Origin of the sequence: Rossellomorea oryzaecorticis, assembly GCF_045897515.1 — a bacterium.
Classification (GTDB): Bacteria; Bacillota; Bacilli; order Bacillales; family Bacillaceae_B; genus Rossellomorea; species Rossellomorea enclensis.
The window spans coordinates 76,193-102,161 of sequence record NZ_JBJOSA010000006.1; the positions used below are offsets into that span (position 1 = coordinate 76,193).

Annotated in this window: 31 protein-coding genes; 29 read left to right on the forward strand and 2 right to left on the reverse strand. The window is 43.4% G+C overall.

From position 1 onward, the window contains the following. Positions 1–76: 76 nt before the first annotated feature. Positions 77–217: a hypothetical protein gene (locus ACKA06_RS09245; RefSeq protein ID WP_411159470.1), complete on the reverse strand. Its 141-nt coding sequence runs from the start codon at positions 215–217 to the stop codon at positions 77–79. Positions 218–580: 363 nt separating this feature from the next. On the opposite strand from ACKA06_RS09245, the gene ACKA06_RS09250 reads away from it, so the two are divergent. The 25 genes from ACKA06_RS09250 (at position 581) to ACKA06_RS09370 (ending at position 22,656) form a co-directional block, all read left to right on the forward strand. Continuing rightward, entirely contained in the window at positions 581–853 is a 273-nt protein-coding gene (locus ACKA06_RS09250) for an HU family DNA-binding protein (protein ID WP_032087878.1), read from the forward strand. Positions 854–1,014: 161 nt separating this feature from the next. Beyond that, on the forward strand, positions 1,015–1,581 hold the full coding sequence (gene folE / locus ACKA06_RS09255) for a GTP cyclohydrolase I FolE (protein WP_064564036.1): 567 nt from the start codon (positions 1,015–1,017) through the stop codon (positions 1,579–1,581). Positions 1,582–1,600: 19 nt separating this feature from the next. Further along, complete coding sequence (mtrB, locus tag ACKA06_RS09260; RefSeq protein ID WP_032087880.1) at positions 1,601–1,822, forward strand: trp RNA-binding attenuation protein MtrB; 222 nt, start codon at positions 1,601–1,603, stop codon at positions 1,820–1,822. 225 nt (positions 1,823–2,047) lie between these two features. Next, positions 2,048–2,857, forward strand: coding sequence for a heptaprenyl diphosphate synthase component 1 (locus ACKA06_RS09265; protein WP_411159471.1), 810 nt, complete (start codon positions 2,048–2,050; stop codon positions 2,855–2,857). Positions 2,858–2,862: 5 nt separating this feature from the next. Continuing rightward, positions 2,863–3,564 carry a demethylmenaquinone methyltransferase gene (locus tag ACKA06_RS09270; RefSeq protein WP_032087881.1) on the forward strand — a complete coding sequence of 234 codons (702 nt, stop codon included), beginning with the start codon at positions 2,863–2,865 and terminating at the stop codon, positions 3,562–3,564. Positions 3,565–3,601: 37 nt separating this feature from the next. Then, positions 3,602–4,564, forward strand: a complete 963-nt coding sequence (gene hepT, locus ACKA06_RS09275; RefSeq protein WP_197671257.1) for a heptaprenyl diphosphate synthase component II — start codon at positions 3,602–3,604, stop codon at positions 4,562–4,564. A 103-nt stretch (positions 4,565–4,667) separates the two neighbouring features. Continuing rightward, positions 4,668–5,114 carry a nucleoside-diphosphate kinase gene (gene ndk, locus ACKA06_RS09280; RefSeq protein WP_032087883.1) on the forward strand — a complete coding sequence of 149 codons (447 nt, stop codon included), beginning with the start codon at positions 4,668–4,670 and terminating at the stop codon, positions 5,112–5,114. A gap of 137 nt (positions 5,115–5,251) precedes the next feature. Beyond that, positions 5,252–6,025 (forward strand): CheR family methyltransferase, encoded by a 774-nt coding sequence (locus ACKA06_RS09285; protein WP_411159472.1) that lies wholly within the window; start codon positions 5,252–5,254, stop codon positions 6,023–6,025. Positions 6,026–6,252: 227 nt separating this feature from the next. Then, positions 6,253–7,425 carry a chorismate synthase gene (gene aroC / locus ACKA06_RS09290; protein ID WP_411159473.1) on the forward strand — a complete coding sequence of 391 codons (1,173 nt, stop codon included), beginning with the start codon at positions 6,253–6,255 and terminating at the stop codon, positions 7,423–7,425. Position 7,426: 1 nt separating this feature from the next. Next, positions 7,427–8,584 carry a 3-dehydroquinate synthase gene (aroB, locus tag ACKA06_RS09295; RefSeq protein ID WP_411159474.1) on the forward strand — a complete coding sequence of 386 codons (1,158 nt, stop codon included), beginning with the start codon at positions 7,427–7,429 and terminating at the stop codon, positions 8,582–8,584. After that, the gene (aroH, locus tag ACKA06_RS09300) at positions 8,547–8,912 is read left to right on the forward strand and encodes a chorismate mutase (protein ID WP_032087887.1); all 366 of its coding nucleotides are present in this window, start codon (positions 8,547–8,549) and stop codon (positions 8,910–8,912) included. Before aroB ends, aroH begins: the two co-directional genes overlap by 38 nt. A 57-nt stretch (positions 8,913–8,969) precedes the next feature. Next, positions 8,970–10,070 carry a histidinol-phosphate transaminase gene (hisC, locus tag ACKA06_RS09305; RefSeq protein WP_032087888.1) on the forward strand — a complete coding sequence of 367 codons (1,101 nt, stop codon included), beginning with the start codon at positions 8,970–8,972 and terminating at the stop codon, positions 10,068–10,070. 93 nt (positions 10,071–10,163) lie between these two features. Further along, positions 10,164–11,267 carry a prephenate dehydrogenase gene (locus tag ACKA06_RS09310; protein WP_411159475.1) on the forward strand — a complete coding sequence of 368 codons (1,104 nt, stop codon included), beginning with the start codon at positions 10,164–10,166 and terminating at the stop codon, positions 11,265–11,267. Between the two features lie 192 nt (positions 11,268–11,459). Then, positions 11,460–12,746 (forward strand): 3-phosphoshikimate 1-carboxyvinyltransferase, encoded by a 1,287-nt coding sequence (gene aroA, locus ACKA06_RS09315; RefSeq protein ID WP_411159476.1) that lies wholly within the window; start codon positions 11,460–11,462, stop codon positions 12,744–12,746. 103 nt (positions 12,747–12,849) lie between these two features. Then, on the forward strand, positions 12,850–13,749 hold the full coding sequence (locus ACKA06_RS09320; protein WP_411159477.1) for a hypothetical protein: 900 nt from the start codon (positions 12,850–12,852) through the stop codon (positions 13,747–13,749). A gap of 56 nt (positions 13,750–13,805) precedes the next feature. Further along, positions 13,806–15,065, forward strand: coding sequence for a tetratricopeptide repeat protein (locus tag ACKA06_RS09325; RefSeq protein WP_411159478.1), 1,260 nt, complete (start codon positions 13,806–13,808; stop codon positions 15,063–15,065). Between the two features lie 121 nt (positions 15,066–15,186). Further along, positions 15,187–15,735, forward strand: a complete 549-nt coding sequence (locus ACKA06_RS09330; protein WP_032087893.1) for a ReoY family proteolytic degradation factor — start codon at positions 15,187–15,189, stop codon at positions 15,733–15,735. Between the two features lie 575 nt (positions 15,736–16,310). After that, on the forward strand, positions 16,311–17,570 hold the full coding sequence (gene ltrA / locus ACKA06_RS09335) for a group II intron reverse transcriptase/maturase (RefSeq protein ID WP_032087113.1): 1,260 nt from the start codon (positions 16,311–16,313) through the stop codon (positions 17,568–17,570). Between the two features lie 195 nt (positions 17,571–17,765). Further along, the gene (locus ACKA06_RS09340; RefSeq protein WP_197671251.1) at positions 17,766–18,227 is read left to right on the forward strand and encodes a YpiF family protein; all 462 of its coding nucleotides are present in this window, start codon (positions 17,766–17,768) and stop codon (positions 18,225–18,227) included. Between the two features lie 142 nt (positions 18,228–18,369). Continuing rightward, positions 18,370–18,879 carry a QcrA and Rieske domain-containing protein gene (locus ACKA06_RS09345; protein WP_032087895.1) on the forward strand — a complete coding sequence of 170 codons (510 nt, stop codon included), beginning with the start codon at positions 18,370–18,372 and terminating at the stop codon, positions 18,877–18,879. Positions 18,880–18,892: 13 nt separating this feature from the next. Next, positions 18,893–19,567, forward strand: a complete 675-nt coding sequence (gene qcrB / locus ACKA06_RS09350; protein ID WP_032087896.1) for a menaquinol-cytochrome c reductase cytochrome b subunit — start codon at positions 18,893–18,895, stop codon at positions 19,565–19,567. Between the two features lie 51 nt (positions 19,568–19,618). Next, a complete protein-coding gene (locus tag ACKA06_RS09355; protein ID WP_032087897.1) occupies positions 19,619–20,395 on the forward strand; it encodes a menaquinol-cytochrome c reductase cytochrome b/c subunit in 777 nt (258 codons plus the stop codon). Between the two features lie 74 nt (positions 20,396–20,469). Then, a complete protein-coding gene (gene lhaT / locus ACKA06_RS09360) occupies positions 20,470–21,060 on the forward strand; it encodes a lipoprotein heptaprenylglyceryl N-acetyltransferase LhaT (protein WP_456153944.1) in 591 nt (196 codons plus the stop codon). Between the two features lie 73 nt (positions 21,061–21,133). Then, entirely contained in the window at positions 21,134–21,922 is a 789-nt protein-coding gene (gene ypjB / locus ACKA06_RS09365) for a sporulation protein YpjB (protein WP_098151202.1), read from the forward strand. Positions 21,923–21,978: 56 nt separating this feature from the next. Next, entirely contained in the window at positions 21,979–22,656 is a 678-nt protein-coding gene (locus ACKA06_RS09370; RefSeq protein ID WP_032087899.1) for a zinc metallopeptidase, read from the forward strand. A gap of 53 nt (positions 22,657–22,709) precedes the next feature. Here the strand turns inward: ACKA06_RS09370 and ACKA06_RS09375 are convergent, their stop codons facing one another. Then, positions 22,710–23,579 (reverse strand): YitT family protein, encoded by an 870-nt coding sequence (locus ACKA06_RS09375; protein WP_411159480.1) that lies wholly within the window; start codon positions 23,577–23,579, stop codon positions 22,710–22,712. 170 nt (positions 23,580–23,749) lie between these two features. Between ACKA06_RS09375 and ACKA06_RS09380 the strand changes: the two genes are divergently transcribed. Genes ACKA06_RS09380 through bshB1 form a run of 4 tightly spaced genes read left to right on the forward strand, consistent with a single transcriptional unit; the run spans position 23,750 to position 25,968 of the window. Next, positions 23,750–24,085, forward strand: coding sequence for a nucleotide pyrophosphohydrolase (locus ACKA06_RS09380; RefSeq protein WP_411159537.1), 336 nt, complete (start codon positions 23,750–23,752; stop codon positions 24,083–24,085). Further along, positions 24,072–24,842, forward strand: coding sequence for a 4-hydroxy-tetrahydrodipicolinate reductase (gene dapB / locus ACKA06_RS09385; RefSeq protein ID WP_032087902.1), 771 nt, complete (start codon positions 24,072–24,074; stop codon positions 24,840–24,842). The genes ACKA06_RS09380 and dapB overlap by 14 nt, the downstream gene beginning before the upstream one ends. Before the next feature lie 12 nt (positions 24,843–24,854). Further along, the gene (mgsA, locus tag ACKA06_RS09390; protein ID WP_032087903.1) at positions 24,855–25,262 is read left to right on the forward strand and encodes a methylglyoxal synthase; all 408 of its coding nucleotides are present in this window, start codon (positions 24,855–24,857) and stop codon (positions 25,260–25,262) included. 1 nt (position 25,263) lies between these two features. After that, positions 25,264–25,968: a bacillithiol biosynthesis deacetylase BshB1 gene (gene bshB1 / locus ACKA06_RS09395; RefSeq protein ID WP_032087904.1), complete on the forward strand. Its 705-nt coding sequence runs from the start codon at positions 25,264–25,266 to the stop codon at positions 25,966–25,968. Position 25,969 lies beyond the last annotated feature (1 nt).

Genomic DNA, 25,969 nt, shown 5'->3' on the forward strand with positions numbered 1-25,969 from the left:
GCTCCAGGGCTTAGAGGCACATGTCATAAGTCAAACCGGCCAAGAAGGCAAAGAACGCCTTCGTGACCGATTCGCCTTATGCCACACGCCTCTGACCGAAGCCCTTCCGCTTTTCTAATCCGTAGGTGGAACGCCGAGGAGGCTCGACTTCCTCCCCGCGGAAAGCAAATGCCTGCAGCGGAAAGGAACGGTCAATGTTCAAACTCCCATTTTTCATGTTTTTTTGTCCGATAGTAAAAGAGAATGTTTAACCGCCCAAAAGAATGGGAACTGTTTAAGAGCAATGTATAGAGGAAGCGCTTAAGAATCTTCAAGAAATAGCAATATAAAGGCAAAAAGAGGGGATTCTATTACATTTATGTATCAAATAAGAAAAGATTCCCATTAATTCTTGAATTATTCTTGCTAAGCACAATCTATTGTGATAATCTTTTAACAGAATTGTTGTTGAATATTGATTCAGCAACGTTTTCAAGCGTTTTTCTGTACTTTATGTATAGAATCCGCTAAAGTTGTTTACTAATGATATTAAAGTAAATGAATCATGACTGAGACATTTCCTTGGGAGGAGGTGAATGGCATGAACAAGACAGAATTAATCAATGCTGTTGCAGAAGCTGCTGAGCTATCTAAGAAGGACGCTACTAAAGCGGTTGACGCTGTTTTCGATACAATTCAAGAATCACTTGCAAACGGTGATAAAGTACAATTAATCGGATTCGGTAACTTCGAAGTACGTGAGCGTGCAGCCCGTAAAGGTCGCAACCCACAAACAGGTGAAGAAATCGAAATCTCAGCTAGCAAAGTACCTGCTTTCAAACCAGGTAAAGCGCTTAAAGAAGCTGTAAAATAATTACATACTTTGAGCGTTACGAAAGGGCCGCATAAGATGCGGCCCTTTTTTCTTTGAAAAACCTAAACTTCTAAAGCACTAAGCTTTGATGAGATTATTGGCTTATGCTAATATTAACAATGTTAGTTTATTTCTTTAGGTGATAGTAGGAGGACAGCATAATGGCAGAAGTCAACCATAGCCAGATAGAAGAAGCAGTGCGTTTAATACTTGAAGCAATAGGAGAAAATCCTAATAGAGAAGGACTTTTGGATACACCTAAGCGCGTCGCAAAAATGTATGCAGAGGTTTTTTCAGGAATAGATCACGATCCCAAGGAATATTTTGAAACTATTTTCAGTGAGGACCACGAAGAATTAGTCCTTGTCAAAGATATACCGTTTTATTCAATGTGTGAACATCATTTAGTGCCTTTCTACGGACGTGCACATGTTGCCTATATTCCACGGAATGGAAGAGTCACGGGTCTGAGCAAGCTTGCCAGGGCAGTGGAATCTGTCGCAAGGAGACCTCAGCTGCAAGAAAGGATCACTTCAACGGTTGCCGATTCCATCATGGAAACCCTTGAACCATACGGTGTCATGGTTGTCGTGGAAGCGGAACATATGTGCATGACAATGAGAGGGGTCAAGAAACCAGGCTCCAGTACAGTGACGACCGCGGTGCGGGGAACATTTAAAGAGGATTCACAAGCGCGGAACGAAGTGCTTTCATTTATCAAGAAGTAAAAGTACAGGAGTGGGATTAATGAATTCTAATGATTATGTTGTCATTAAGGCTAGTGAAGACGGCGTAAATGTAATCGGTCTTACCAGGGGCACGGACACACGCTTCCACCATTCAGAAAAGCTTGATAAAGGCGAAGTGATGATTGCTCAATTCACTGATCATACATCTGCCATCAAGGTAAGAGGGAAAGCAACGATCCTTACCAGTTATGGGGAAGTTGAAAGTGAAAATAAAAAATAGCATCTGATATGAGGGACGAACAAAGAACCATTATTCTTAGTCGTCCCCTTTGTTATATGAGAGTAAGGGAAGAAGAAATTTGAATGTAATCAGATTTGTTGATGCACGAAATACATAGAACACTTATGGGATCTTCGGCGATTCACTATTTGTGAACGTTTTATGGTATAATATTTATTGCTGAAAATTATCATGTGAAACATAGTAGAAATGGGGAAATAGGGTATGAAATTCACTGATTACAATCATCAAGCGAATATCATTCATCAATACATAGAAGACCAGCTTCACCATTCATATCTAAAGGAGTATATCGATCAGCCGCATATTGATCGTAAACGCATCAATTATTTGCTCCTTCCATTTTTGAATGAACAAAGGATGGTCACTCAACAGGAAATGAAGTGGATTTCTACTGCTATGTTTTTGCATATTGCCCTTGAGACACATGAGAAAGTAACAATTTCTGAACGGGATTCTCTTAAAGAGAGACAATTGACTGTACTTGCCGGAGTATACTTCAGCAGCCTTTATTACAGGACACTTGCTGAAACAGGGGATCTGGGGTTGATCGAGGCATTATCGAATGCGATCAAGAAAATAAATGAATGTAAAATATCAATGTACAATGAAGAGTGTTCTTCCGTAGATGAGTTGACGGAATATATAAGAATTATTGAAACTTCGATACCTGCTCATTTCTATGAGTTTTTCAATCAGAAGGACTGGATTCCCCTTCTTTCTGACACATTTTTATATAACCGTCTCATTCAAGAACGCCTGGCATTGATCAATTCAAAAGAAACCATCTTTACGGGTGCTCTTGCTTCAATACTAAGAGAATCCGAAGAACCGGTGGACCGGAGTCTCTTATTGTCAGCCGTCGACCATGCAATGGACAAGGTTCAAAAAGACATAGAAGTTCAATTACACGAAAAGAAGCCGGGTACTCCTGCTGCCAGAGAGTTGTTTGTGGAATTTCTTCCTTTCAATGAGTCTATTGCTACTACGAAATTATATGCGGAAGAAGGGTAAATGTTATGCAACAATCAAAAGAACAGAAGGTTCATGGTGTCTTTGAGAAAATCTACTCAAACTATGACAAGATGAACTCGGTAATCAGTTTCCAACAGCATAAAAAATGGCGCAAAGAGACGATGAAGCATATGAAGGTTAAAGAAGGAGCATCTGCTTTGGATGTATGCTGCGGGACGGCAGATTGGACGCTTGCACTCGGTGAGCAGGCGGGCATGAAAGGAAAAGTATTCGGATTGGATTTCAGCCAGAATATGCTGTCCATCGGAGAGGAAAAAGTAAAGTCATCTCCGCTGAATAATATTGAGCTTATCCATGGAAATGCCATGGAATTGCCATTTGAAGATAATACTTTCGATTACGTGACGATCGGATTCGGGTTAAGAAATGTTCCGGATTACCTGCAAGTGTTAAAAGAAATGAACCGTGTGTTGAAGCCTGGTGGAATGGCTGTCTGCCTTGAAACTTCACAGCCGACCATGTTTGGGTTCCGACAGCTCTACTATATGTATTTCAGATTCATCATGCCTGTCTTTGGAAGGATATTCGCAAAGAGCTTTTCTGAATATTCCTGGCTCCAGGAATCTGCAAGGGATTTTCCTGGAATGAAAGAACTGGCAGAATTGTTTGAAGAAGCCGGCTTTAAAGATATATATTTCAAGCCTTACAGCGGCGGAGTGGCTGCCATGCACGTTGGATATAAGTGATAGATAAACGCAAATTAGTAAACTGGGTGGATTAACTATGAAGCTAAACAGGATATATTCCTTTCTTAAAACAGACATAGACCAGATCGAAAAGGAACTTGAAACAGCAATCGAATCGGATTCCCGACTTTTGAATCAGGCATCCCTTCATCTTTTGCAGGCGGGCGGCAAACGGATCCGGCCCGTTTTTGTACTGCTTTCCGCGAAATTCGGAGAGTACGATATCGACTCAGTGAAAAATGCTGCCGTAGCCCTGGAGCTTATTCACATGGCTTCACTTGTTCATGATGATGTAATCGACGATGCAGAGCTGAGGAGAGGCAAGCCGACGATAAAGTCCCAGTGGGATAACAGGATAGCCATGTATACTGGAGATTATATTTTTGCCCGCGGCCTGGAATATATGACGAATATAAAGAATCCTGAAGCACATCAAATCCTTTCTCATACCATTGTGGAACTATGTAAAGGCGAAATAGCTCAGATAAAGGATAAATACCGCTGCGATCAAAATTTAAGGGATTATTTACTGAGGATAAAACGGAAGACCGCCTTATTGATAGCGGTCAGTTGTCAACTGGGTGCCATTGCATCCGGTGCTCCTGAAGAAGTACATAGAAGATTGTTCCGCTTTGGATATCATGTCGGGATGAGCTATCAAATTACAGATGACATACTGGATTTAACCGCAAGCGAAGAGGAACTCGGAAAACCTGCAGGCAGTGACTTATGGCAGGGGAATATCACACTTCCTGTTCTTTATGCCATGGAAGATCCTGCTCTTAGATCAGAAATAGAACGTGTCTCTGAAAACACTTCTGCTGAAGCAATGAAAAAAGTGATTGCTTCAATCCTTGCTTCGGATGCAATTGAACGGTCCCACCGTGTCAGCAGGATGTACCTTGATAAGGCGCTGGAAGATTTGGAGCATCTGCCTCAGAACCGGGTCAAGAAGACACTTAAGAATGTCGCAAACTTTATCGGAAAAAGAAAATATTGAGAAAATTTAAAATGGAAACGTTGCCAAAACCCCTGAACAGTGTTAATATTTTTCGTGGGACGTCCTCGGACAGACTATACATACATAATTAGGAGTGGGGAAGATGGAAAAAACGTTTTTAATGGTAAAGCCTGACGGCGTACAAAGAGGGTTAATCGGTGATATCGTTTCACGTTTCGAGAAAAAGGGCTTCCAATTAGTCGGAGCTAAGCTTATGAGCATCTCTACTGAGCTTGCTGAAGAACACTATGGTGAACATAAAGAAAGACCTTTCTTTGGAGAATTAGTCGACTTTATCACTTCCGGACCTGTATTTGCAATGGTATGGCAAGGGGAAAATGTCATCTCCACAGCACGCGGTATGATGGGGGCCACAAACCCTAAAGATGCAGCTACAGGAACGATCCGCGGAGACTTTGGCCTTACAGTAGGGAAGAACATCATCCATGGTTCTGACTCTCCTGAAAGCGCAGTCAGAGAAATCGGCTTATTCTTCAAAGAAGAAGAGCTTGTAGAATACAGCAAACTAATGAACGAATGGATCTACTGATCCCGGTTCCATAGGTACTCGAAAAGACAGGTCTGTGATGGCTTGTCTTTTTATTTTGGAAACATATTAAAATTCTGCGTCTTCGTTCGATATATCTAATATACATGAGTTTAGCTGCAGAAAGAGTGAATGGGAATATGGTAAACGATTATGGGGATTTTGTTCAGGCAATAAAAAGAAAGACCGCAATAGATCTGTCTCTTTATAAAGAAGCCCAAATGAAAAGGAGACTGACTGCTCTCTATGAAAAAAAGGGATACTCGAGCTTTCACGATTACTACAAATTAATCAGCTCGGATGAAAAGCAGATGGCGGAATTCCTCGACAGGATGACGATCAACGTATCGGAATTTTATCGGAATTATAAAAGATGGGAAGTTCTTGAAACCAATATCCTTCCCCGGCTCATTAAAGGCAAGAGGACATTGAAAGTATGGAGTGCTGCTTGTTCCACGGGGGAAGAACCCTATACACTGGCAATGCTTCTCTCTAAGTACCTGCCGCTGACAAGCCTTGACATCCTGGCGACAGATCTGGACGGGAATGCCCTGCAGCGGGCCAGGCACGCCATCTATCCCGAACGCTCGCTTGCTGAAGTGCCTCCTGAGATCAAACAAAAATATTTTACTGCCGAAGGCTCTCTTTACAAGGTGGATGACCGGATTAAGCAGGCCGTCACCTTTAAAAAGCAAAACCTCCTGGCTGATCCTTTTGATGCAGAATTCGATTTGATTGTGTGCAGGAATGTAATGATTTATTTCACTGAAGAAGCGAAAGACAGTTTGTATAAAAAGTTCAACGCTTCACTGATTAAAGAAGGGGTATTTTTCGTTGGGAGCACCGAACAGATTTTCAATCCCGGCCAATACGGATTTCAATCCGAAGATACATTTTTTTATAAAAAAGTCTGATTTAATGAACGGTGAAACAGAGGCTGCAGCAGCAATGCAGACAGCTTCGTATTTCATCGTTCTTTTTTGCATGACTCTAAACTTGCTGATTGGAAAGCGAGAGGAAATTTCAAAGTGCTGGCAAGGGGTGAAATGTTCAAATTTTTTAAACATAGTACTAGGAATGAATATTGAACTTATGTTATATTGGTACATAATTCTTTAACGAGTTGAAGGGGGAAAGTGTTATGAGATATTTAACATCAGGAGAATCTCATGGACCGCAATTGACAACAATCATCGAAGGCCTGCCTGCCGGGATGCCGCTGGAAGCGGAGGACATCAACGAAGATCTGGCAAGAAGGCAGAAAGGATATGGGCGCGGACGGAGAATGCAGATAGAGAAAGACCGCGTTTCAATCGTCGGTGGTGTAAGACACGGGTATACACTTGGATCCCCTTTGGGACTGGTAGTCGAGAATAAGGACTGGACTCATTGGACGAAGGTGATGGGAATTGAACCGCTGTCCCCGGGTGAAGAAGACGAAGTAAAAAGAAAAATTTCACGTCCAAGACCCGGCCATGCCGACCTGGTCGGAGGGATGAAATATGGACACCGTGATCTCAGGAACGTTCTGGAAAGATCTTCAGCCAGGGAAACGACCGTGCGGGTAGCTGCCGGATCCGTTGCGAAAAAGTTATTGAATCTCCTAGGTATCGAAGTTGTGGGATATGTTCTGGAAATAGGCGGTATAAAAGCAGAAAACATTAAATACGATTCCATAAATGATTTAAAAGAAAGATCTGAAAAATCTCCTGTCCGCTGCCTGGATAATGAAGCGGCTGACAAAATGATGAATCTGATAGATGAAGCAAAGCAAAATGGGGATTCCATCGGGGGAGTTGTTGAAGTGATCGTAGAGGGCATGCCGCAAGGTGTCGGAAGTTATGTTCATTACGATCGAAAGCTGGATGCAAAACTGGCACGTGCCATCATGAGCATCAATGCATTCAAAGGAGTTGAATTCGGGCTCGGATTTGAAATGGCGAGAAAACCGGGAAGCGAAGTTCATGATGAGATCCTTTGGAGCGAGGAAAAAGGCTACTACAGGAGGACGAACCGCCTTGGCGGTTTTGAAGGCGGGATGACAACCGGGATGCCGATTCATATCAAAGGTGTGATGAAACCCATCCCAACCCTCTACAAACCGCTGCAAAGCGTGGATATCGATACGAAAGAGCCGTTCAAAGCAAGTATCGAGCGATCTGACAGCTGTGCCGTCCCTGCAGCGAGTGTCGTAGCAGAAGCGGTAGTGGCATGGGAACTTGCAGAAGCCATTGCAGACCAGTTCAACAGTGATCAATTTGAAAAGCTTCAAAGGGATGTTGAGAATCTTAGAAACGAATCGAAGGAATTTTAAAATGGAAAGAATAACAGTGAAAACTCCTTCCAAGTCATATGATGTTTTTCTTGGAAATACGATGACACAGAATATCATCGATTTTATTTCCTCCAACTACCCTGGTGTTTCAACCATTTGGATCATTGCGGACATTGAAGTCCATTCTCTTTATGGAAAACAATTTGCCAATGAGCTGGAGCGGGTATTTCCGGTGACTGTCTTTGAGGCACCATCCGGCGAACAGGCTAAAAGCTTCAAAGTATACGAAGAAGCCATTTCACACGGTCTCCGGAATCATGTGGACAGGAATGCTCTCGTCATTGCGTTTGGAGGCGGTGCGATTGGTGATTTTGCAGGATTCACAGCCTCCACTTTCATGAGGGGCATCCCGTTTATCTCTGTACCTACAACGATACTGGCTCATGATAGTGCGGTTGGCGGGAAAGTGGCAATCAATCATCCATTGGGAAAAAATATGGTCGGTCAGTTTTATCAGCCTGATGGTGTATTCTTTGACTTGGATTATCTCAAGAGCCTGCCTGCCGAAGAGGTGCGGTCGGGTTATGCGGAAGTGATCAAACACGCTTTCTTGTCAGATGCAGATTTCCTGAGGGAACTTTATTCAAATTTCACATCGGTGAGCGAGCTGCGGGAAGAGTATATACTGCAATGTCTTCTCAGAGGGATCAAAGTAAAGGCGGAAATTGTTTCTCAAGACGAAAGAGAACATGGGATCAGGGCATTCCTGAATTTCGGACATACGTATGGACACGCTGTGGAAAGCGCCAGCGGATATGGAAATCGGACACATGGGGAATCGGTCATGATCGGGATGATTTATGCTTTGTACCTAAGTGGAAAATATTGCAGCTTGTCCTTCGATCTGAAGGAATTCGTCAATTGGATCATATCGATCGGATATGATTTGACGGTCCCAGATCATATTACATTCACACAACTTTTGAATAAGATGAAGAACGATAAAAAATCAAAAGACGGCATGCCGGTTTTTGTACTGTTAAAGGAAATTGGTGAGCCGGTTCTTGTGACTGTTCCTGAAGAAGGCCTGATCGCTGCAGATACTTTTATCCGCGGCTTATATAAATGGGCAGTAGAAAAGGATAAAAGGGAGAGTGAGAATGATGATGAGGGGAATCCGGGGAGCAACAACCGTTGAAGAGAATAGCGAAAAGGAAATTCTCCTTTCAACTCACGAGCTGCTGGGTGAAATGATCGCAAGTAACAGGATTGATCCCGACAAGGTGGCATCCGTTTTCATTTCGGCCACTGCAGATATTACAAGAGCATTTCCTGCCAAAGCGTTAAGGGAATTTGACGACTGGAAATATGTACCCGTGATGTGTATGCAGGAGTTGGATGTGCCGGGAGGACTGGAACGCTGTATCCGGCTGATGATCCACTATAATACGGGATGCCCCCAAAAAGATATTAAGCACATATATTTGAAGAAGGCCGTTTCGTTAAGGCCGGACTTGAGTGAATAAAGAATGGAATAATAATTAATAGTCAATTGACTCACGGATTGAAAGGAAGTTTTGTATATGCAATGGAAATCACAGTTACACAATCTCAAAGCATATCAGCCCGGGAAAACGATGGAAGACGTCAAAGAGCAATACAGTCTTGAGAAAGTGGTAAAGCTCGCATCGAATGAGAATCCTTACGGCTGTTCTCCTCAAATACAGAATTTCATCTATGATTATGCATCTTCACACGCCATCTATCCTGATGGTTACGCAAAGCGGTTACGCATGAAAGTCGCCGGCCATTTATCGGTGGAGCCCGGGCAGCTCATCTTCGGGAATGGTTCCGATGAAGTGATTCAAATCATATCCAGGGCTCTCTTGGACCCTTCGAAAAGCACCGTGATGGCTGCACCTACATTTCCGCAGTATAAACATAATGCCATTGTCGAAGGAGCAGAGGTAAGGGAAGTCCCTCTGGACGAAGAAGGCAGGCATCAGCTCTCCAAGATGCTGGACAGCATTGACGGGACTACTGCTGTCGTCTGGTTGTGTTCGCCGAATAATCCTACCGGTGAGTATATCCGTAAAGAAGAACTTCTGCATTTCCTTGACCAGGTTCCCTCAGACGTCCTGGTCGTTTTGGATGAAGCATACTATGAATATGTCACTGCTGGGGATTATTATGATTCAATCAGCCTCATTGAATCTTATCCTCAATTGGTTGTAACCCGGACCTTTTCAAAAGCATACGGGCTGGCAGGATTCAGGGTCGGCTATGGAGTTGGAAGCAGAGACGTCATAGGGAAATTGGAACCGGTCAGGGAGCCATTCAATAACAACTCCCTTGGTCAGGGGGCGGCGGCGGAGGCCATGGAAGACCAGGCTTTCATCGAGCAATGCAGAGAAAAGAACCGTGAAGGACTCCAGCAATTTTATGAGTTTTGTGAAAGCACCGGACTGAAATATATGAAATCCCAGGCGAATTTTATCCTGATTGATTTCGGACTGAGCGGCGATGAAGTATTTCAATACTTGATGAGCAAAGGTTACATTGTCCGGTCCGGCGGTGCATTGGGCTATCCTCAATCAGTGCGGATTACAGTCGGCTCCCGTGAACAAAACGAAGAATTAATCTCATTGATGAAAGAGTTTCTTGCGGTTATAAAACAATCCTGATAATTGAATGGACTCCAGCCGGAGGGTCAGCACGATTGACCTGTCCGGCTTTTTTTCCAACGTTTTCAGTCAGGATAAAGGGAGAGAATGGGAATGGAAGGCAATGTATTAATTGTAGGAATGGGACTTATCGGCGGCTCGCTTGCCCTGTGCATAAAGGAAGAGCATCCCCATGCAACGATCATTGGATACGATGTGAATCAAAAAGAATTGCGACTTGCAAAAACACTCGGTGTCATTGATGAAATGGCGCAGACCTTTGAGCAGGCTGCTGAGAAAGCGGATCTTATCATCATCTCGACACCGGTGACCCAAACGGAAAAGATAATGAAAGTCTTACATAATACGAATCTGAAACAGGGTGTCATCATTACCGATACGGGAAGTACAAAGGGACAAATCATGAAAGCAGCACGCCCGCTGAGTGAAAAGGGGATTCCCTTCATTGGAGGTCACCCGATGGCGGGATCCCATAAAAGCGGCGTGAGTGCAGCTAAGAAAATTCTGTTTGAGAATGCCTTCTATATGTTTACCCCTTCTGAGAATACAGAAGACCATGAGATTCAATCGCTTGAGAAGTGGCTGGGCGGCACACGTGCAAAATTCCTTATCGTCCCTCCGAAAGAGCACGATGAACTTACAGGGATGATCAGCCACTTTCCACATATCATCGCCGCTTCACTTGTGCACCAGGCGAAGGATTCTTCACAGGAACACCCATATTTAAGAAGGCTTGCTGCAGGCGGTTTCAGGGATATTACCAGAATCGCTTCTTCCAGCCCGGTGATGTGGAAAGACATCACCATGCAGAATAGTCAGGTCTTGATGGACATCCTGGAAAAGTGGAAAATAGAAATGGAAGAAGTCATCCATATGGTCAAAGAAAAGGATGCGGAAGTATTATATCGATATTTTTATGAGGCGAAGGTTTTCCGGGACGAGCTTCCGGTCCTGGCCAAAGGAGCCATACCGGCCTTTTATGATTTGTATATAGACGTCCCGGATTACCCGGGGGTCATTTCTGAAGTGACGGCCTATTTAGCAGAGGAAAAAATCAGTTTGACAAATATCCGTATCCTGGAAACCAGGGAGGATGTATACGGAGTTTTGGTTATCAGCTTCCAAACCATAGAAGACAGGGAAAGAGCAGTGTTTTGTCTTAAAGAAAAAACAGCATACGAATTGTTTATCGATTAGGCTCTTTTCGTATACTTTGTTGCTTCACAACCAAGAAAATACCGGAACTTTGGTATTTTCGAGTTGTCCGTCCGTCTCTTGTTGAAGGTTGAGTTCGAAAAGAGTACGTCCACAAGCTGCAATAAGGTTATAAGCCTATTTACGAAAAGCAACAATCTTTTAGAAAACAGCCATCGATTAAGGAGGAAAACCATGGACACACGTAAATTAACAAAACCATCACACGGTCTAAATGGCGAACTGCAAGTACCTGGGGATAAATCCATTTCCCATCGGGCTGTCATGTTCGGTTCTGTTGCAGAAGGTGAAACGAGGATCCATAATTTTTTAATGGGGGAAGATTGCTTAAGCACAATCGCATGCTTCAAGAGGCTGGGCGTGAAAATTGATATACAGGGTGACGAAGTACTCGTGGAAGGGAAGGGCTGGGACTCATTAACCGAGCCATCTGAAGTACTTGACACGGGTAATTCAGGGACCACGACCAGGCTGATGATGGGTCTGCTCGCAGGCAGGCCGTTTCATTCTGTCATGCTCGGCGATGAATCAATTGCGAAACGGCCCATGAAAAGGGTTACGGACCCGCTGAAGCTTTTTGGGACAAAGATCGATGGGCGTGAGGAAGGGAATTTCACCCCATTATCAATCCGGGGAGGCAGCTTGAAAGCAATCCGATACACTCTGCCCGTGGCAAGTGCGCAGGTGAAGTCCGCCATCCTGCTGGCAGGGCTTCAGGCAGAGGGTGTGACAGAGGTCATCGAACCCGAGAGAACAAGGGATCACACTGAGAAAATGATCATCGAATTCGGTGGTGAAATAGACAGGGAAGGCGATACCATCAAATTGCGGGGCGGACAGCAGTTGAAAGGGACAAGTGTATACGTGCCTGGTGACATTTCCAGTGCTGCGTTCTTTATGACAGCCGCTGCGATTGTACCCGGCAGCCGGGTAATGTTAAAGAATACAGGCCTGAATGAGACCAGAACCGGCATCATCGAGGTGATGCAAAGAATGGGCGCGAAAATGGATATAACTGAAAAAACTGGAGCGGGTGAAAGAATCGGGGATATCCTGGTCGAATTCTCGGAACTCCAGGGTACAGAAATCGGCGGTGAACTGATACCCGCCCTGATAGATGAAATCCCGGTCATTGCCCTCTTGGCAACCCAGGCACAGGGTACAACTATCATCAAAGACGCAGAAGAACTCAAGGTGAAAGAAACAAACAGAATCGACGCCGTCGTGAATGAGCTTAAGAAGCTTGGTGCGGATATAGAAGCTACGGAGGACGGGATGATCATCAAAGGGAAGAAATCCCTCCAAGGTGCAGAAGTTGATTCATGGGGGGACCACCGGATTGGGATGACGCTGGCGGTAGCCTCATTAATTACTGAATCCCCTGTATTTCTGGGAAATTCGGAAGCAATCAACATATCTTATCCGGACTTCTTTGATCACCTCGGGAAGTTAACTGATTAATCTTGTTTAAGGAAGAAGACTTGTTCTTCTTCCTTAAAATTATGTCAATGAGTCATTTCCCTTCTCCTTTATACATAGCTTGTCTATAAAGGAAGGTGGAAAGATGAGTAAGTATATCATTGAAGATGCCCTGTATGCCACTGATGAATCGAGCCGCAGAGTATCTTTCCTGGTGGAAGATGACAAGATAGCCGCGATTCGTGAAAAATTTTCTTATTACAGTCACATACGATTGAATATCTCACCTTTCATAATGACACCGTCTCATGTGATATGTGACACAAACCTCCCTGTTGACCTTGATTTTTCCTCATTCAAAACATATTTTTTGGACCACTTTATCTCAAAAGGCTGTGCAACGATCCTTACATCCTTTACCATTTCCTACGAATTTGAATTTCTGGGGAAACTGGAGGAGCGCAAAACGTCCCTTTTAAGCAGCCCGCTTGATTATACCATCGGACTTTCTGCTCCCGCACATTTGATCACACCTGAAGTAATCCGTTTATGTAAACGTAACCGGGTACCTGTCATATGGGTGGAAGTGGATGACATGGAAGCATTCCGATCAATCAAATGGGGATGGGTTAAAGGATTGCTCTATGATTATCGTATTACTTTTGTCCCCTTTTTTACGACAAATCTGGACAAAAAGCAAAAGATGAAGCATCTTAGAATGTGGCAAAAAACGATGAGTTCCGAGAATATCCCTCATTTTTCTGATGAAATGAAGCAGAAAGTCCCGATGTCTATATCACAATTGAAAAAAATTGGCATGTATCCACATAGAGGAAATTTTCTCCCTGGTGGAGAAATAAGTTATAACCTCTATATGAAAAAAGAAATGGACCAGTCACCTGACGATAGTTTGTTTCATTATGAAAGTCACGTTTTAAAATGTACAATGAATAGAGGGAAGTACCATTTTTTAAACGGCCGAACCTACTTTCATCCTGGTGCAGGTAAAGAGCTTAAGATCCAAACACCGGGTTTCTTCACCTGACAGGACCAGGTAACGACCTGAATGTACTAACATAGCTCGATAGAAAGGAAATAAATATGTCTCATAGTGAAAAAATGTTGACTTCTTTGGAAGAAGGTAATTTAGATGAAGCAAAAAAACACTTTAACGAAACACTGAAGTTTGGAAGTCATGAAGAAAAATTCAGCTTGGCTGAAGAGCTCCATCACTTGGGGTTTTTGAATGAAGCAAAGGAGCTTTATGAAAATTTACTCTTATATTATCCGGATGAGGGCGAACTGATCATAGAACTTGCGGAAGTCCTGGTCGAAATGGACAAGGAGGAAGAGGCGATAGAGCTTCTTTCACATATAGAAGAAGATGACAGTTCGTATCCCCGTGCATTGCTACTGATGGCTGATTTGTATCAGATGCAGGGTTTATTCGAAGTAAGTGAACAGAAGCTCCTTCAAGCCAAAGGCCTGCTGCCCGATGAACCTGTCATTCTATTTGGGTTAGGTGAATTATATGCGGAAACAGGCAGGTTCTTGGAAGCGATCAGATACTACACCCAGCTTGTTGATAAAGGCATCACCGAAATTGGCGGAACTTATATTCACCAGCGGCTCGCTGAAGCTTACAGTGTGGGGGGCTCCTTTGAAGAAGCCCTGGGCCATTATGAAAAAGCCATAGAAGAGCATTTGGAAATCAATACGCTTTTCGGTTTCGCTTTTACTGCATACCAGGCCGGATACTATGAAACAGCCATCGAAAAGCTTGTCTCCGTCAAGGAGCTGGATCCTGATTATCACTCGGTATATTTACTCCTTGCAAAGGCTTATGAGCATGAGGAAGAGCTCGATAAAAGCCTGGAGACGATAAGGGAAGGAATCAAGCAGGACGAGTTTAATAAAGAATTGAGTTTGTTCGGGGGAAAAATATCCCTTAAGCTTGGGTTGGATGAACAAGCAGAAGCATACCTCAGGAACTCACTGGCGCTCGACCCGGGATATCTGGAGGCGGCGCTGCTTATTAATAAGTTATTCTTCACCCAGGACCGCTTCGATGATGTGCTGGAAATTGCCGCGATGCTGGCCGCCGAGGGTGAGGAAGAACCACAGCTGGCTTGGGATCTTGCGAAGGCATATGAAGGGCTTGAACAATATAATGATGCATTAAAACAATACCGGGCTGCATATACTTATTTTAAGAATCACGAAGACTTCCTGATCGAATACGGACAATTCCTGATGGAGGAAGGTCTCAGGAAGGAAGCACTCGAAATTTATAACAGGCTGCTGGATATGGATCCTTCCAATGACGAATGGCAGGATCTCATCGAAAGACTGCAAGAATGATAATCAGCATGTGGGACACACGGTTAAGCTGTCGGAAAGTGCATTCATTCAGACTTTAAAAGAAATTAATATGGTACACGGACCTTAATTTTAATCTGGATTTCGCAGAGGAGGGAAACCAATGACCACCCCTGTTTCTGTCAACGAGAAGAAAGAATTTATCCGCTGGTTTTTAAATCGTTATCAATTGAAAAGAAGAGAATGCGTCTGGATATTGAATTATTTGATGAGCCACGATCAATTAATGAAAAAGGTTCACTTTGTAGAAGAGTCGCAATATTGTCCCAGAGGCCTGGTCATGTCGACACATTGTGTGGAGGATGTACCTTTCCGATTCTATAAGGAAAATATCATGACGACAGATGCTGAAAAATCATTTCATGATATCCGATTGAATAAAGATGAAGATATTTATATTCAATTGAATTTCAGTAAAGCGAATTCCAGTTATCAGTTTGCAGCTGTATTGGAAGAAAATCCTTTTATGCCTAAGTATCTGCTTATCAATGAAAAAGACCGGCTGCTGGCAGAACAATTCCTGGAAGATAGTCTCCATTCATTTCAGAAAAACAGGCTGCTTCAAGCGATCGATTCCGCATTGGACAGCGGAGATAAAGAAAGGTTCACTGCATTAACGGCAGAATTGAATAATCTCGTGAAAAAAGAATGAGGGTTTCCCTCATTCTTTTTTTCTGTGCGCCCGGCATGGGTGCAGTCTATAGGGTGTAAGTCCCGAGCCATGAAGGCAGTAGTAGTGGTTAGCTTAACGCAAGGGTGTCCGCGGTGACGCGGAATCTGAAGGAAGCGAGCGGCAAACCTCCGGTCTGAGGAACACGAACTTCATATAAGGCTAGGTACCATTGGATGAGTTTGCAGAACAAAACAAAGTCCTTACTGCCGAAGGTGGTACAGAGTAAATGAAGCAGATAGATGGAGGGAAAGACTGTACTCTTACCCGGGGAGGTCTGATTGGAAAGCCAAGTACACTTGGTAACCTATCTAGCAATAGATAGCTGAACAATCAGAAGTCAGCAGAGGTCATAGTACCTTACCGGCTCGAGACGGTAAGGGAAGGACTGAACAATTAGGAAGAACGAGAACTAGGCATACAATTCCTGTGTAGAAGCAGACAATCCGAAAGGACTTACTTGAAGGAGGAAGTGGTGAATCCACAGGGGACTTCATGAGGGTGGAGCAGGAATAACATAATTAGATTTCTACGTTCACGTCGAAAGGAAATATCACATGTTAATGAATCTGATTCTATCACGGGAAAACTTAATAGAAGCACTTAAACGTGTGGAAAAGAACAAAGGAAGTCACGGCATAGATGGAATGTCCGTAAAATCCCTACGAAGACATCTTTATGAGAACTGGGACACCCTTTGTGATTCTTTAAGGAAAGGTACCTATCAACCTAACCCAGTACGTCGAGTCGAAATCCCGAAACCGAACGGTGGAGTAAGGTTACTTGGAATACCTACCGTGATAGATCGTTTCATCCAACAGGCAATCGCCCAAGTTTTAACTCCGCTTTTTGACCCAACCTTCTCGGAACATAGTTATGGGTTTAGGCCAAGCCGAAGAGGCCATGACGCTGTTCGTAAAGCAAGGGGATATATAAGTGAAGGTTATAGATGGGTGATTGACATGGACTTGGAGAAGTTCTTTGACAAAGTGAATCATGACAAGTTGATGGGGATATTGGCAAGCAGAATCCAAGACCGATTGGTCTTGAAGCTAATTCGAAAATATCTCCAAGCAGGAATCATGATAAATGGTGTAGTCTACGATGCAGAAGAAGGAACACCACAAGGAGGTCCCCTGAGCCCTCTTCTTTCGAATATCCTTTTGGATAAGCTTGATAAAGAGCTAGAAAGGAGAGGTCACAAGTTTGTCCGCTACGCCGATGATTGTAATATTTACATGAAATCGAAGAAAGCTGGAGAACGAGTGATGAACTCCATTACATGCTTCATTGAGCAGAAATTAAAACTCAAAGTAAACAGAGGGAAATCAGCGGTTGACCGCCCGTGGAAACGAAAGTTCCTTGGCTTTAGCTTTACGGTTAATAAGAAACCGAAGGTTCGAATAGCCAACGAAAGTGTTAAGAGGCTAAAAGCTAAAATACGAAAGTTAACATCTCGTTCTAAACCAATCCCCATGGAAGTTAGAATTGAGAAATTGAATCAATTTCTAACGGGATGGTGTGGATATTTTGCATTAGCTGATACACCAAGTAAATTCAAAGGATTTGATGAGTGGATTAGAAGAAGACTCCGTATGATTGAATGGAAACAATGGAAGAACCCGAAGACAAGAGTAAGAAAACTCAAAAGTCTTGGCGTTCCAGACCATAAGGCATACGAATGGGGAAATTCCAGAAAGAAATTTTGGAGAATTGCCTCAAGTCCAATCTTACACAAAACCCTCGATAACTCTTACTGGAGAAATCGAGGGCTCAAAAGTCTATATCAAAGATATGAATTTCTACGTCAAACTTAATTGAACCGCCGTATACCGAACGGTATGTACGGTGGTGTGAGAGGTCGGGGGTTAGTCACCCCCTCCTACTCGATTTGGGGTCATACCTGCCATAATATTGTACATACTACAGAATAAGAGAATTTTCCTTTTATTGAAGGCACACAAAATGATATGATGGGAGGTATGAAAGAAAAGAAAAAGTGAGGGAATTTGATGAATTGGAATGTAAAAGATATTGAAGTCTTTGAAACTGAGAAAGAATACATAGATACCGCTGTGATTCCTGTTGTCCCGATTGATTTTTCACCGGAAATAAAAACGTCGGCTGCACAGACTGAATTTATTTCGCTTTTGACGTTTCACTTGGAAAGGCAGTTCAAAGGGCGCATGATCATGACTCCGGCATTCACTTATCTGATGGGCAGGACCGAAGAAAAGACAGGTGAGCTGCAGGAATGGGGGAGCCGCCTGAAAGACAGCGGGGTGAAACATGTTTTCTTCCTCACTTCAGACAGCAGTTGGAAAAAATCAGAGCAGCAGTTAAATGACCAATTGATATGGGTTCCGTCCATTCCGCTCGAACATCTGGACGAACAGTATAAGCACTCGATCATGGAAGATCAGGTGAAACAACTCCTGAACATAATTGTACAAAAATGGCAAAAAAATTCATAAAAACTTCACATTGTATCCATCTTTTAGTTTATTGAGTTATTGACCTTGTAATAAGTTTAATATATCATAGTTATGTCCTAGTTTTATATTTGTGCGAAATATGTCCGATGGACTTACCTTACGCGATAGAGGGGGGAAAAGGATGAGCAAGCAACGTGTATCTAGACGTCAATTCCTTAACTATACACTTACGGGTGTAGGCGGTTTCATGGCTGCCGGAATGCTAATGCCGATGGTTCGATTCGCTGTCGATCCAGTACTGAAGACAGAAGCAGCCGGAGACTTCATAGCGACGAAACAAAAAGTTTCAGAATTAACAAATGAGCCTGTTCGTGTCGATTATTCTTATGAACAGAAAGATGCGTGGTACACATCAGAAGTAACTCAGACTGCTTGGGTCTATAAGAACAAGGAAGGGAAAATTGTTGCTCTTTCACCGGTATGTAAGCATCTTGGATGTACGGTCAACTGGGGTGGAGACAAGAATAATCCAGAAAAGTTCTATTGCCCTTGCCATGGCGGGATGTATGAAAAGAATGGTAAGAATATTCCCGGTACACCGCCGACAGCACCGTTGGATACATATCCGACAAAAGAAAAAGACGGTATTTTATACCTTGGACAACCTGAACCAAATAAATATGTTAAGTAAGGGGGCGTAATCTGTGCTGAACAAAATCTATGACTGGGTTGACGAGCGTTTGGACATTACGCCTTTGTGGCGGGATATCGCGGATCACGAAGTTCCCGAACACGTAAACCCTGCGCACCATTTTTCTGCGTTTGTTTACTGTTTTGGCGGTCTGACATTCTTCGTAACCGTGATTCAAATCCTTTCAGGTATGTTCCTGACAATGTACTATGTACCTGATATCAAAAACGCTTGGGAATCTGTATATTATCTGCAAAATGAAGTAGCCTTCGGACAAATTGTCCGCGGGATGCACCACTGGGGAGCAAGCTTGGTAATCGTAATGATGTTCTTACATACACTGCGAGTATTCTTCCAAGGTGCATACAAGAAACCTCGTGAATTAAACTGGGTTGTTGGAGTACTTATCTTCTTTGTCATGCTGGGCCTTGGTTTCACGGGTTATTTATTACCGTGGGATATGAAAGCGCTATTTGCGACAAAGGTAGGTCTTGAGATAGCCGGTGCAACACCGTTTATCGGAGATCAGGTGAAAATGCTCCTGGCTGGAGATGCTCATATTGTCGGTGCACAGACATTGACTCGTTTCTTCGCCATTCACGTTTTCTTCCTGCCTGCTGCTCTACTTGGATTGATGGGAGCCCACTTCCTGATGATCCGTAAGCAAGGTATTTCTGGACCGCTATAAGATTCGATTGAATAAAAAACCTGAAAAACCTATTTAAAGGAGGGGGACACTATGCATCGAGGAAAAGGGATGAAGTTTGTAGGTGATTCTCGTGTACCTGTAAACAAGAAACCGAATATTCCTAAAGATTATTCGGAGTTCCCTGGGAAAACAGAAGCTTTCTGGCCGAACTTCTTACTTAAAGAATGGCTTGTAGGGGCAGTTTTCCTGATCGGTTACCTATGCTTGACGATCGCGCATCCGTCACCGCTGGAACGTATTGCCGATCCGACTGATACTGGGTATATTCCATTACCTGACTGGTATTTCTTATTCTTATACCAATTACTTAAATATACGTATGCATCCGGACCTTATAACGTAATCGGAGCGTTCGTAATTCCTGGTATTGCTTTTGGTGCGCTTCTTCTTGCACCATTCATTGACAGAGGACCTGAACGCCGTCCTGTGAAGCGTCCATTTGCTACCGGATTTATGTTATTGGCTCTTGCCGCTACGTATTTCCTGACTTGGGAATCTGTCGCTACCCATGACTGGGAAGCAGCAAAAGAACAAGGTAAGATTGTGGCAGAAGCTGAGATCGATAAAGAATCCGAAGGTTACAAAATCTTCTCAGATGAGAAAAACAGCTGTATCACTTGTCATGGAGAGAACATGACAGGAGGGGCTGCGGCACCTTCTTTGGTTGGCACCGGGTTATCACCGGATGAAATCAAAGACATCGCCAAAAACGGTAAACCGCCCGGCATGCCGGCAGGTTTATTCAAAGGAACGGATGAAGAGCTGGATAAACTGGCTGAATTCATTTCCGGTCTGAAAGCAGAATAGTATTAAAAAAGAGCCAGCAGTCGTTGGCTCTTTTTTTCTACGTAGAAATGTACCGAGAAAGGAGCAGCAATATGATTTCCTGGCTTTATCCCATATTGCGGGACAAAACATTTTTATGGATGCTTTTCATCGTCAATCTGCTTGGTACCATATACGGGTACATATGGTACATCCCGCAGTTAAAGAACACACCCGGGCAGTTTATGATCTTTGTACCTGACAGCCCTACGGCAAGCCTCTTTTTTTGCTTTGTACTTGCAGCATTTTTAATGAAGAAAAACTGGCCGATCTTCGAAGTTCTTGCCATAATCACATTATTTAAGTATGGAGTCTGGGCGGTTGTGATGAATCTGCTTACACTTTGGCTAAGCGGTGAGCTTCCCTGGGAAGGATACATGCTGATGGCTTCACATGGAGCCATGGCGGTACAGGGAATCCTGTATTCATCATTTTACCGCGTGAAAGCATGGCATATAGCGCTCGGGGCTTTATGGACTTTACATAATGATATTATTGATTATGTATACATGCAATTCCCTGTTTACTCCAAATTGTTCCTTTATATCCAAGACATCGGATACTTCACTTTCTGGTTGAGTATATGTTCAATCCTGCTTGCCTGGTATTTTACCCAAAAGACGCCGCGTTCCAGCATCACTCTCTGATATTTAATCGTTTTTTGGTCTACTCTTGTCCACCCGTTCATAGACTTTATTAGTAGTTTTAGGGGGGACAAGTATGAAATACATGAAAGCAATATTTATCATATTTTTATTCTTCTCAATACCACAGCCATCTCTAGCAGATCACGCTCCGTCTCCGGTGAATGAACTTGATGATATTGCCGACCAGGCACTTCAATTGACGAAGGCAGGGAAATATGAGGAAGCAAAGCATCTTCTGAACTATTTCTCAGAAGAATTTGCTGCCGCGAGCATGCATCAATCGTTTTCAATGGATGAATTAAGGATCTTGACGATTTCACATAACCTTGCATTAGAGGCCATCAACCAGGCAGATGCTGGGATCGAACAAAAAGTAAACGCGGTAACGAAGTTCAGACTGGTCATGGATGCGTTATCCAGCCATTATCAGCCATTATGGGTGGAAATGGAGGATCCGATCATGGAAGCCTTCAAAGGCGTGAAGACAGCTGCAGAAAATGGTAACAGCGAGCAATATCATTCAGAACTGAATATGTTCCTCGCCAAATATAATATCATCCAGCCAAGCATTAAGCTTGACATACCTGTCGAGCAGGCACAGGCACTGGATGCGAGAATTACGTACATCGACCAATACCGGCAGAAAATCCTTGAAAGCACGGAAGCGACTGCAGAATTGACGAACCTTCAGACGGACCTTGAACACCTGTTTGAAAACAAAAAAGAAGATGAAGCCGATCCTTCTCTGTGGTGGGTGATTATTTCAACAGGAAGTATCATTGTCTCTACATTATCTTATGTAGGTTGGAGAAAATATAAAGGTCAAAGGGAATCACGTGAATCAGAACGTCAAAAAAATTGACATAGCTAATATCGCAATATAAAATCTAGTTATCTGAACATCTGGAGGTTTTCGTAATGGGTTTTCTTGTATACTTCTTACTCATTGCCCTCATTCCGATCTGGGCGCAAATGCGTGTGAAAAGTACATTTAAAAAATACTCGAGAGTTGCTACGACATCGGGTATGACAGGAAGGGAAATGGCGAGAAAGATACTTGATGAAAATGGTCTGTTTGATGTGAAAGTAGTGGAAGGCAGGGGCTTCCTCAGCGATCACTATAATCCTGTGACTAAAACGGTCGCACTATCACCCGATAATTACCATGGGCATTCAGTTGCAGGTGCAGCTGTTGCAGCTCACGAAGTGGGCCACGCCATCCAGGACGCTGAAAGTTATGCGTTCCTTCGTTTCCGTCATGCTTTGGTGCCGGTTGCCAATATCGGATCTAACATGTCATGGATTTTCCTGCTGATCGGTATGTTCACTCAAATGACCGGGATGTTCCTTCTGGGTATCATCCTGATGGCAGCAGGTGTGGTCTTTCAATTAATCACCCTGCCAGTTGAATTCAATGCATCTTCCCGTGCGATGAATCAAATTGTTTCTTTGGGACTGATCCGCAATGAAGAGGAACGTCATGCCAAGAAAGTATTGAATGCAGCGGCAATGACATATGTAGCGGCAGCTGCTGTAGCGGTAATTGAATTGTTAAGGCTCGTATTGATTTTCACTGGGATGCAAGGTGAGGATTAATCACTCACATAAAGAAAGCCAGGCTGGATGCCTGGCTTTTTTGATGCTTCTTATCAATCATGGAGAGGATTTTTGTCAGCATCCAGCGTAAATCCTTCACCGAGTACGTCATGAACAACCGTAACGGATACAAAAGCATGAGGATCCACGGACGTAATGATATTCTTCAACCGGACGATTTCATTTTTCCCCACGACACAATAAAGGACCTCTCTGTCTTGTTTTGTGAATGAGCCGTGTCCCCTTAATACAGTGACGCCGCGGTCCATCTTTTCATTGATCACAGCAGCGATTGCTTCATGGTGGTCGGAGATGATCATCGCCCCGCGTGCTGAGTATGCACCTTCCTGCATAAAATCAATCACCTTCGCAGCGACAAATACTGCAACAAGTGTATACATTGCCTGCCTGTAATCCAAATACGTGATGAGGGAAGCAATGATGACCACTGCATCAAAAATGAACATCGTTTTCCCCATGCTCCATCCAACATATTTATGAACCACTCTGGCGATTATATCAACCCCGCCCGTTGTGCCGCCATATCTGAAAATGATCCCCAAGCCTATGCCAATGAAGACACCGGCAAACAGAGCGACAAGAAATAAGTCATCCTCAAGATGAATTTCCATCTGATACCGCTGAAAAATCCATAAGAATACAGATAAGCTTACCGTTCCTATAACCGTATAATAAAAGGCCTTTCTTCCAAGCAGCTTCCAGCCTAAAAAGAACAGGGGAATATTAAGTGCAAGGTTAGAATAAGAAGGATCGATATGAAATAAGAAATAAAGAATCAAAGTAATCCCGGTGAATCCTCCTTCAGCAAGTTCATTCTGCATATTGAAATGAACCAGTCCGAACGCGAAGATCGCTGCACCTAAAAGTATGAAAAATACATTTTTAAAGCGTAAACCAAGCATCCTTGTTGTCCCTCCTTCGATGGGAAGTGTCTCATAACAGAGACATTATATAGGATGGGGATTATTGTGGCAATCCTTTAAACGAATAATTTGTAAATGTGATAAGATTTAGCTAACATGATAAAAGATGATGAAGGAGTGTGTCTTTTAATATGGCAAATGAAAAATCAATGATACAGCTTCAAAAAGAAGTTGATCAATACATAAGTCAGTTCAAAGAAGGTTATTTCAGCCCCCTGGCTATGATGGCCAGATTAACAGAAGAGATGGGCGAACTTGCGCGCGAAATTAACCATTATTATGGTGAAAAGCCCAAGAAACATACAGAAAAAGAAAAAACGGTTGAAGAAGAGCTCGGTGATGTATTATTTGTCCTCATCTGTCTGGCTAATTCTTTGGATATCTCCTTGGAGGAAGCTCATGATCGGGTCATGAATAAGTTTAACACCCGCGATAAAGATCGCTGGACAAGAAAGGAAGGCGGTGGCGAAAATGGAACAAATTAATGTGGTTATTGCCGGTCCAAGGGGCAGAATGGGAAAAGAGGCAGTTGAATTGGTTCAAGATACACCTCAATTTGCATTGATGAGCGTTATAGATCATAAAGGGGAAGCAAATGTTGACGTTCCTGTCTTTAAAGACATAAAGGAATGTTTTGAGTCATCGATCCCCCATGTCTTAATTGACTTAACGACACCTGAAGTCGGCTATCATCATACGAAGACCGCACTTGAATATGGGGTCAGACCGGTTGTCGGAACCACAGGCTTCACCCAGGAAGAATTAATCGAGTTGAGGCAGTTAGCGGAATCAAAGGAACTCGGATGCATCATCGCTCCGAATTTTGCCATCGGGGCCGTCTTGATGATGAAGTTTTCCCAGATGGCAGCTAAGTACTTTGAGGATATTGAAATCATCGAACTTCATCATGATCAAAAACTTGACGCGCCGTCAGGTACAGCCGTGAAGACTGCGGAGATGATCAAAGAAGTACGTGAAGCGAAAGTGCAGGGCCATCCCGACGAAAAGGAAACCCTAAAAGGTGCTAGGGGAGCGGATATTGACGGAATGCATATCCATAGTGTCAGACTTCCCGGCTTGATTGCCCATCAGCAGGTCATGTTTGGAGCGGAGGGGCAGACCCTCACCATACGGCATGATTCATATAACAGAGCAAGCTTCATGTCGGGGGTGAAGGTATCTGTCGAAACTGTCATGAAGCTGGATACACTCGTGTATGGGTTGGAAAATATTCTGGAGTAAAGGGTGAAGCAAATGAATATCGCTTTGATTGCTCATGATAAAAAAAAGGATGACTTGATCCGCTTCGTTTTAGCATACAAGCCGATTATAGAGAAACACTCATTGTTTGCTACAGGTACGACAGGAAAGAGAATATCAGAAGAAACCGGATTATCCGTCCATCGTTTCCGCTCAGGTCCTCTGGGTGGAGATCAGGAGATAGGAGCTTATATAGCGAATGACAAAATGGATCTCATCCTGTTTTTCCGGGATCCATTGACAGCGCAGCCTCATGAACCTGATGTTTCAGCTCTTATAAGACTATGCGACGTATATTCTGTTCCATTGGCGACGAATATGGGAACAGCTGAAGTATTGGTTAAAGGGCTTGAAAGAGGGGATATTGAATGGAGAGGCGTCAAAAAGGAAAGGGAGGATTAGAGTGGCAGACGAACGAGTAGATATCCTTGCCTTTGGCGCCCATGCCGATGACGTGGAAATAGGGATGGGCGGAACACTGGCTAAATATGCAGAAGCCGGTAAAAGAATCGTCATATGTGATTTGACTGAAGCGGAGCTTTCTTCAAACGGTTCAGTTTCAATAAGGAAAAAGGAAGCACTGGCTGCGGCCGGCCATCTTGGTGTAATGGAGAGAGTGACACTGGATATACCGGACAGGGGCATCCTGCTTACCGATATACATATATCAAAAGTCGTTGAGGTCATAAGGAAATATAAACCGAAAGCGGTATTTGCTCCTTTTGAGGAAGACCGGCATCCCGATCATGGAAATGCTTCCAGGCTTGTAAGGGAGGCTTATTTTTCTTCGGGTATACGAAAATACAATCCATCTTCTCCGGTTCATAAACCTGCCAAGCTTTACTTTTATATGATCAATGGTTTTCATAAACCTCATTTTGTCATTGATATCGAGAAACATATAGAAGCGAAGCTGCAAAGCCTCCGAGCTTATGAGAGTCAATTCACAAAGGGGAAAGACGGTGTTGCCACCCCCCTGACAGATGATTACATAGAAGCGGTGGAAGCAAGGGAGAGAATGATGGGAAAAGACGCCGGAGTCCGTTATGCTGAAGGATTCTTCTCCTATAATACCCTTCTGCTGCATCAAGACTTGATAGGAGATTAAG

What these genes read in the sequence shown, in the direction of transcription:
- ACKA06_RS09245 (WP_411159470.1), bottom strand. Translation starts at nt 217, where the DNA reads ATGAAAAATGGGAGTTTGAACATTGACCGTTCCTTTCCGCTGCAGGCA.
- ACKA06_RS09250 (WP_032087878.1), top strand. Translation starts at nt 581, where the DNA reads ATGAACAAGACAGAATTAATCAATGCTGTTGCAGAAGCTGCTGAGCTA.
- folE (WP_064564036.1), top strand. Translation starts at nt 1,015, where the DNA reads ATGGCAGAAGTCAACCATAGCCAGATAGAAGAAGCAGTGCGTTTAATA.
- mtrB (WP_032087880.1), top strand. Translation starts at nt 1,601, where the DNA reads ATGAATTCTAATGATTATGTTGTCATTAAGGCTAGTGAAGACGGCGTA.
- ACKA06_RS09265 (WP_411159471.1), top strand. Translation starts at nt 2,048, where the DNA reads ATGAAATTCACTGATTACAATCATCAAGCGAATATCATTCATCAATAC.
- ACKA06_RS09270 (WP_032087881.1), top strand. Translation starts at nt 2,863, where the DNA reads ATGCAACAATCAAAAGAACAGAAGGTTCATGGTGTCTTTGAGAAAATC.
- hepT (WP_197671257.1), top strand. Translation starts at nt 3,602, where the DNA reads ATGAAGCTAAACAGGATATATTCCTTTCTTAAAACAGACATAGACCAG.
- ndk (WP_032087883.1), top strand. Translation starts at nt 4,668, where the DNA reads ATGGAAAAAACGTTTTTAATGGTAAAGCCTGACGGCGTACAAAGAGGG.
- ACKA06_RS09285 (WP_411159472.1), top strand. Translation starts at nt 5,252, where the DNA reads ATGGTAAACGATTATGGGGATTTTGTTCAGGCAATAAAAAGAAAGACC.
- aroC (WP_411159473.1), top strand. Translation starts at nt 6,253, where the DNA reads ATGAGATATTTAACATCAGGAGAATCTCATGGACCGCAATTGACAACA.
- aroB (WP_411159474.1), top strand. Translation starts at nt 7,427, where the DNA reads ATGGAAAGAATAACAGTGAAAACTCCTTCCAAGTCATATGATGTTTTT.
- aroH (WP_032087887.1), top strand. Translation starts at nt 8,547, where the DNA reads ATGATGATGAGGGGAATCCGGGGAGCAACAACCGTTGAAGAGAATAGC.
- hisC (WP_032087888.1), top strand. Translation starts at nt 8,970, where the DNA reads ATGCAATGGAAATCACAGTTACACAATCTCAAAGCATATCAGCCCGGG.
- ACKA06_RS09310 (WP_411159475.1), top strand. Translation starts at nt 10,164, where the DNA reads ATGGAAGGCAATGTATTAATTGTAGGAATGGGACTTATCGGCGGCTCG.
- aroA (WP_411159476.1), top strand. Translation starts at nt 11,460, where the DNA reads ATGGACACACGTAAATTAACAAAACCATCACACGGTCTAAATGGCGAA.
- ACKA06_RS09320 (WP_411159477.1), top strand. Translation starts at nt 12,850, where the DNA reads ATGAGTAAGTATATCATTGAAGATGCCCTGTATGCCACTGATGAATCG.
- ACKA06_RS09325 (WP_411159478.1), top strand. Translation starts at nt 13,806, where the DNA reads ATGTCTCATAGTGAAAAAATGTTGACTTCTTTGGAAGAAGGTAATTTA.
- ACKA06_RS09330 (WP_032087893.1), top strand. Translation starts at nt 15,187, where the DNA reads ATGACCACCCCTGTTTCTGTCAACGAGAAGAAAGAATTTATCCGCTGG.
- ltrA (WP_032087113.1), top strand. Translation starts at nt 16,311, where the DNA reads ATGTTAATGAATCTGATTCTATCACGGGAAAACTTAATAGAAGCACTT.
- ACKA06_RS09340 (WP_197671251.1), top strand. Translation starts at nt 17,766, where the DNA reads ATGAATTGGAATGTAAAAGATATTGAAGTCTTTGAAACTGAGAAAGAA.
- ACKA06_RS09345 (WP_032087895.1), top strand. Translation starts at nt 18,370, where the DNA reads ATGAGCAAGCAACGTGTATCTAGACGTCAATTCCTTAACTATACACTT.
- ACKA06_RS09355 (WP_032087897.1), top strand. Translation starts at nt 19,619, where the DNA reads ATGCATCGAGGAAAAGGGATGAAGTTTGTAGGTGATTCTCGTGTACCT.
- ypjB (WP_098151202.1), top strand. Translation starts at nt 21,134, where the DNA reads ATGAAATACATGAAAGCAATATTTATCATATTTTTATTCTTCTCAATA.
- ACKA06_RS09370 (WP_032087899.1), top strand. Translation starts at nt 21,979, where the DNA reads ATGGGTTTTCTTGTATACTTCTTACTCATTGCCCTCATTCCGATCTGG.
- ACKA06_RS09375 (WP_411159480.1), bottom strand. Translation starts at nt 23,579, where the DNA reads ATGCTTGGTTTACGCTTTAAAAATGTATTTTTCATACTTTTAGGTGCA.
- ACKA06_RS09380 (WP_411159537.1), top strand. Translation starts at nt 23,750, where the DNA reads ATGATACAGCTTCAAAAAGAAGTTGATCAATACATAAGTCAGTTCAAA.
- dapB (WP_032087902.1), top strand. Translation starts at nt 24,072, where the DNA reads ATGGAACAAATTAATGTGGTTATTGCCGGTCCAAGGGGCAGAATGGGA.
- mgsA (WP_032087903.1), top strand. Translation starts at nt 24,855, where the DNA reads ATGAATATCGCTTTGATTGCTCATGATAAAAAAAAGGATGACTTGATC.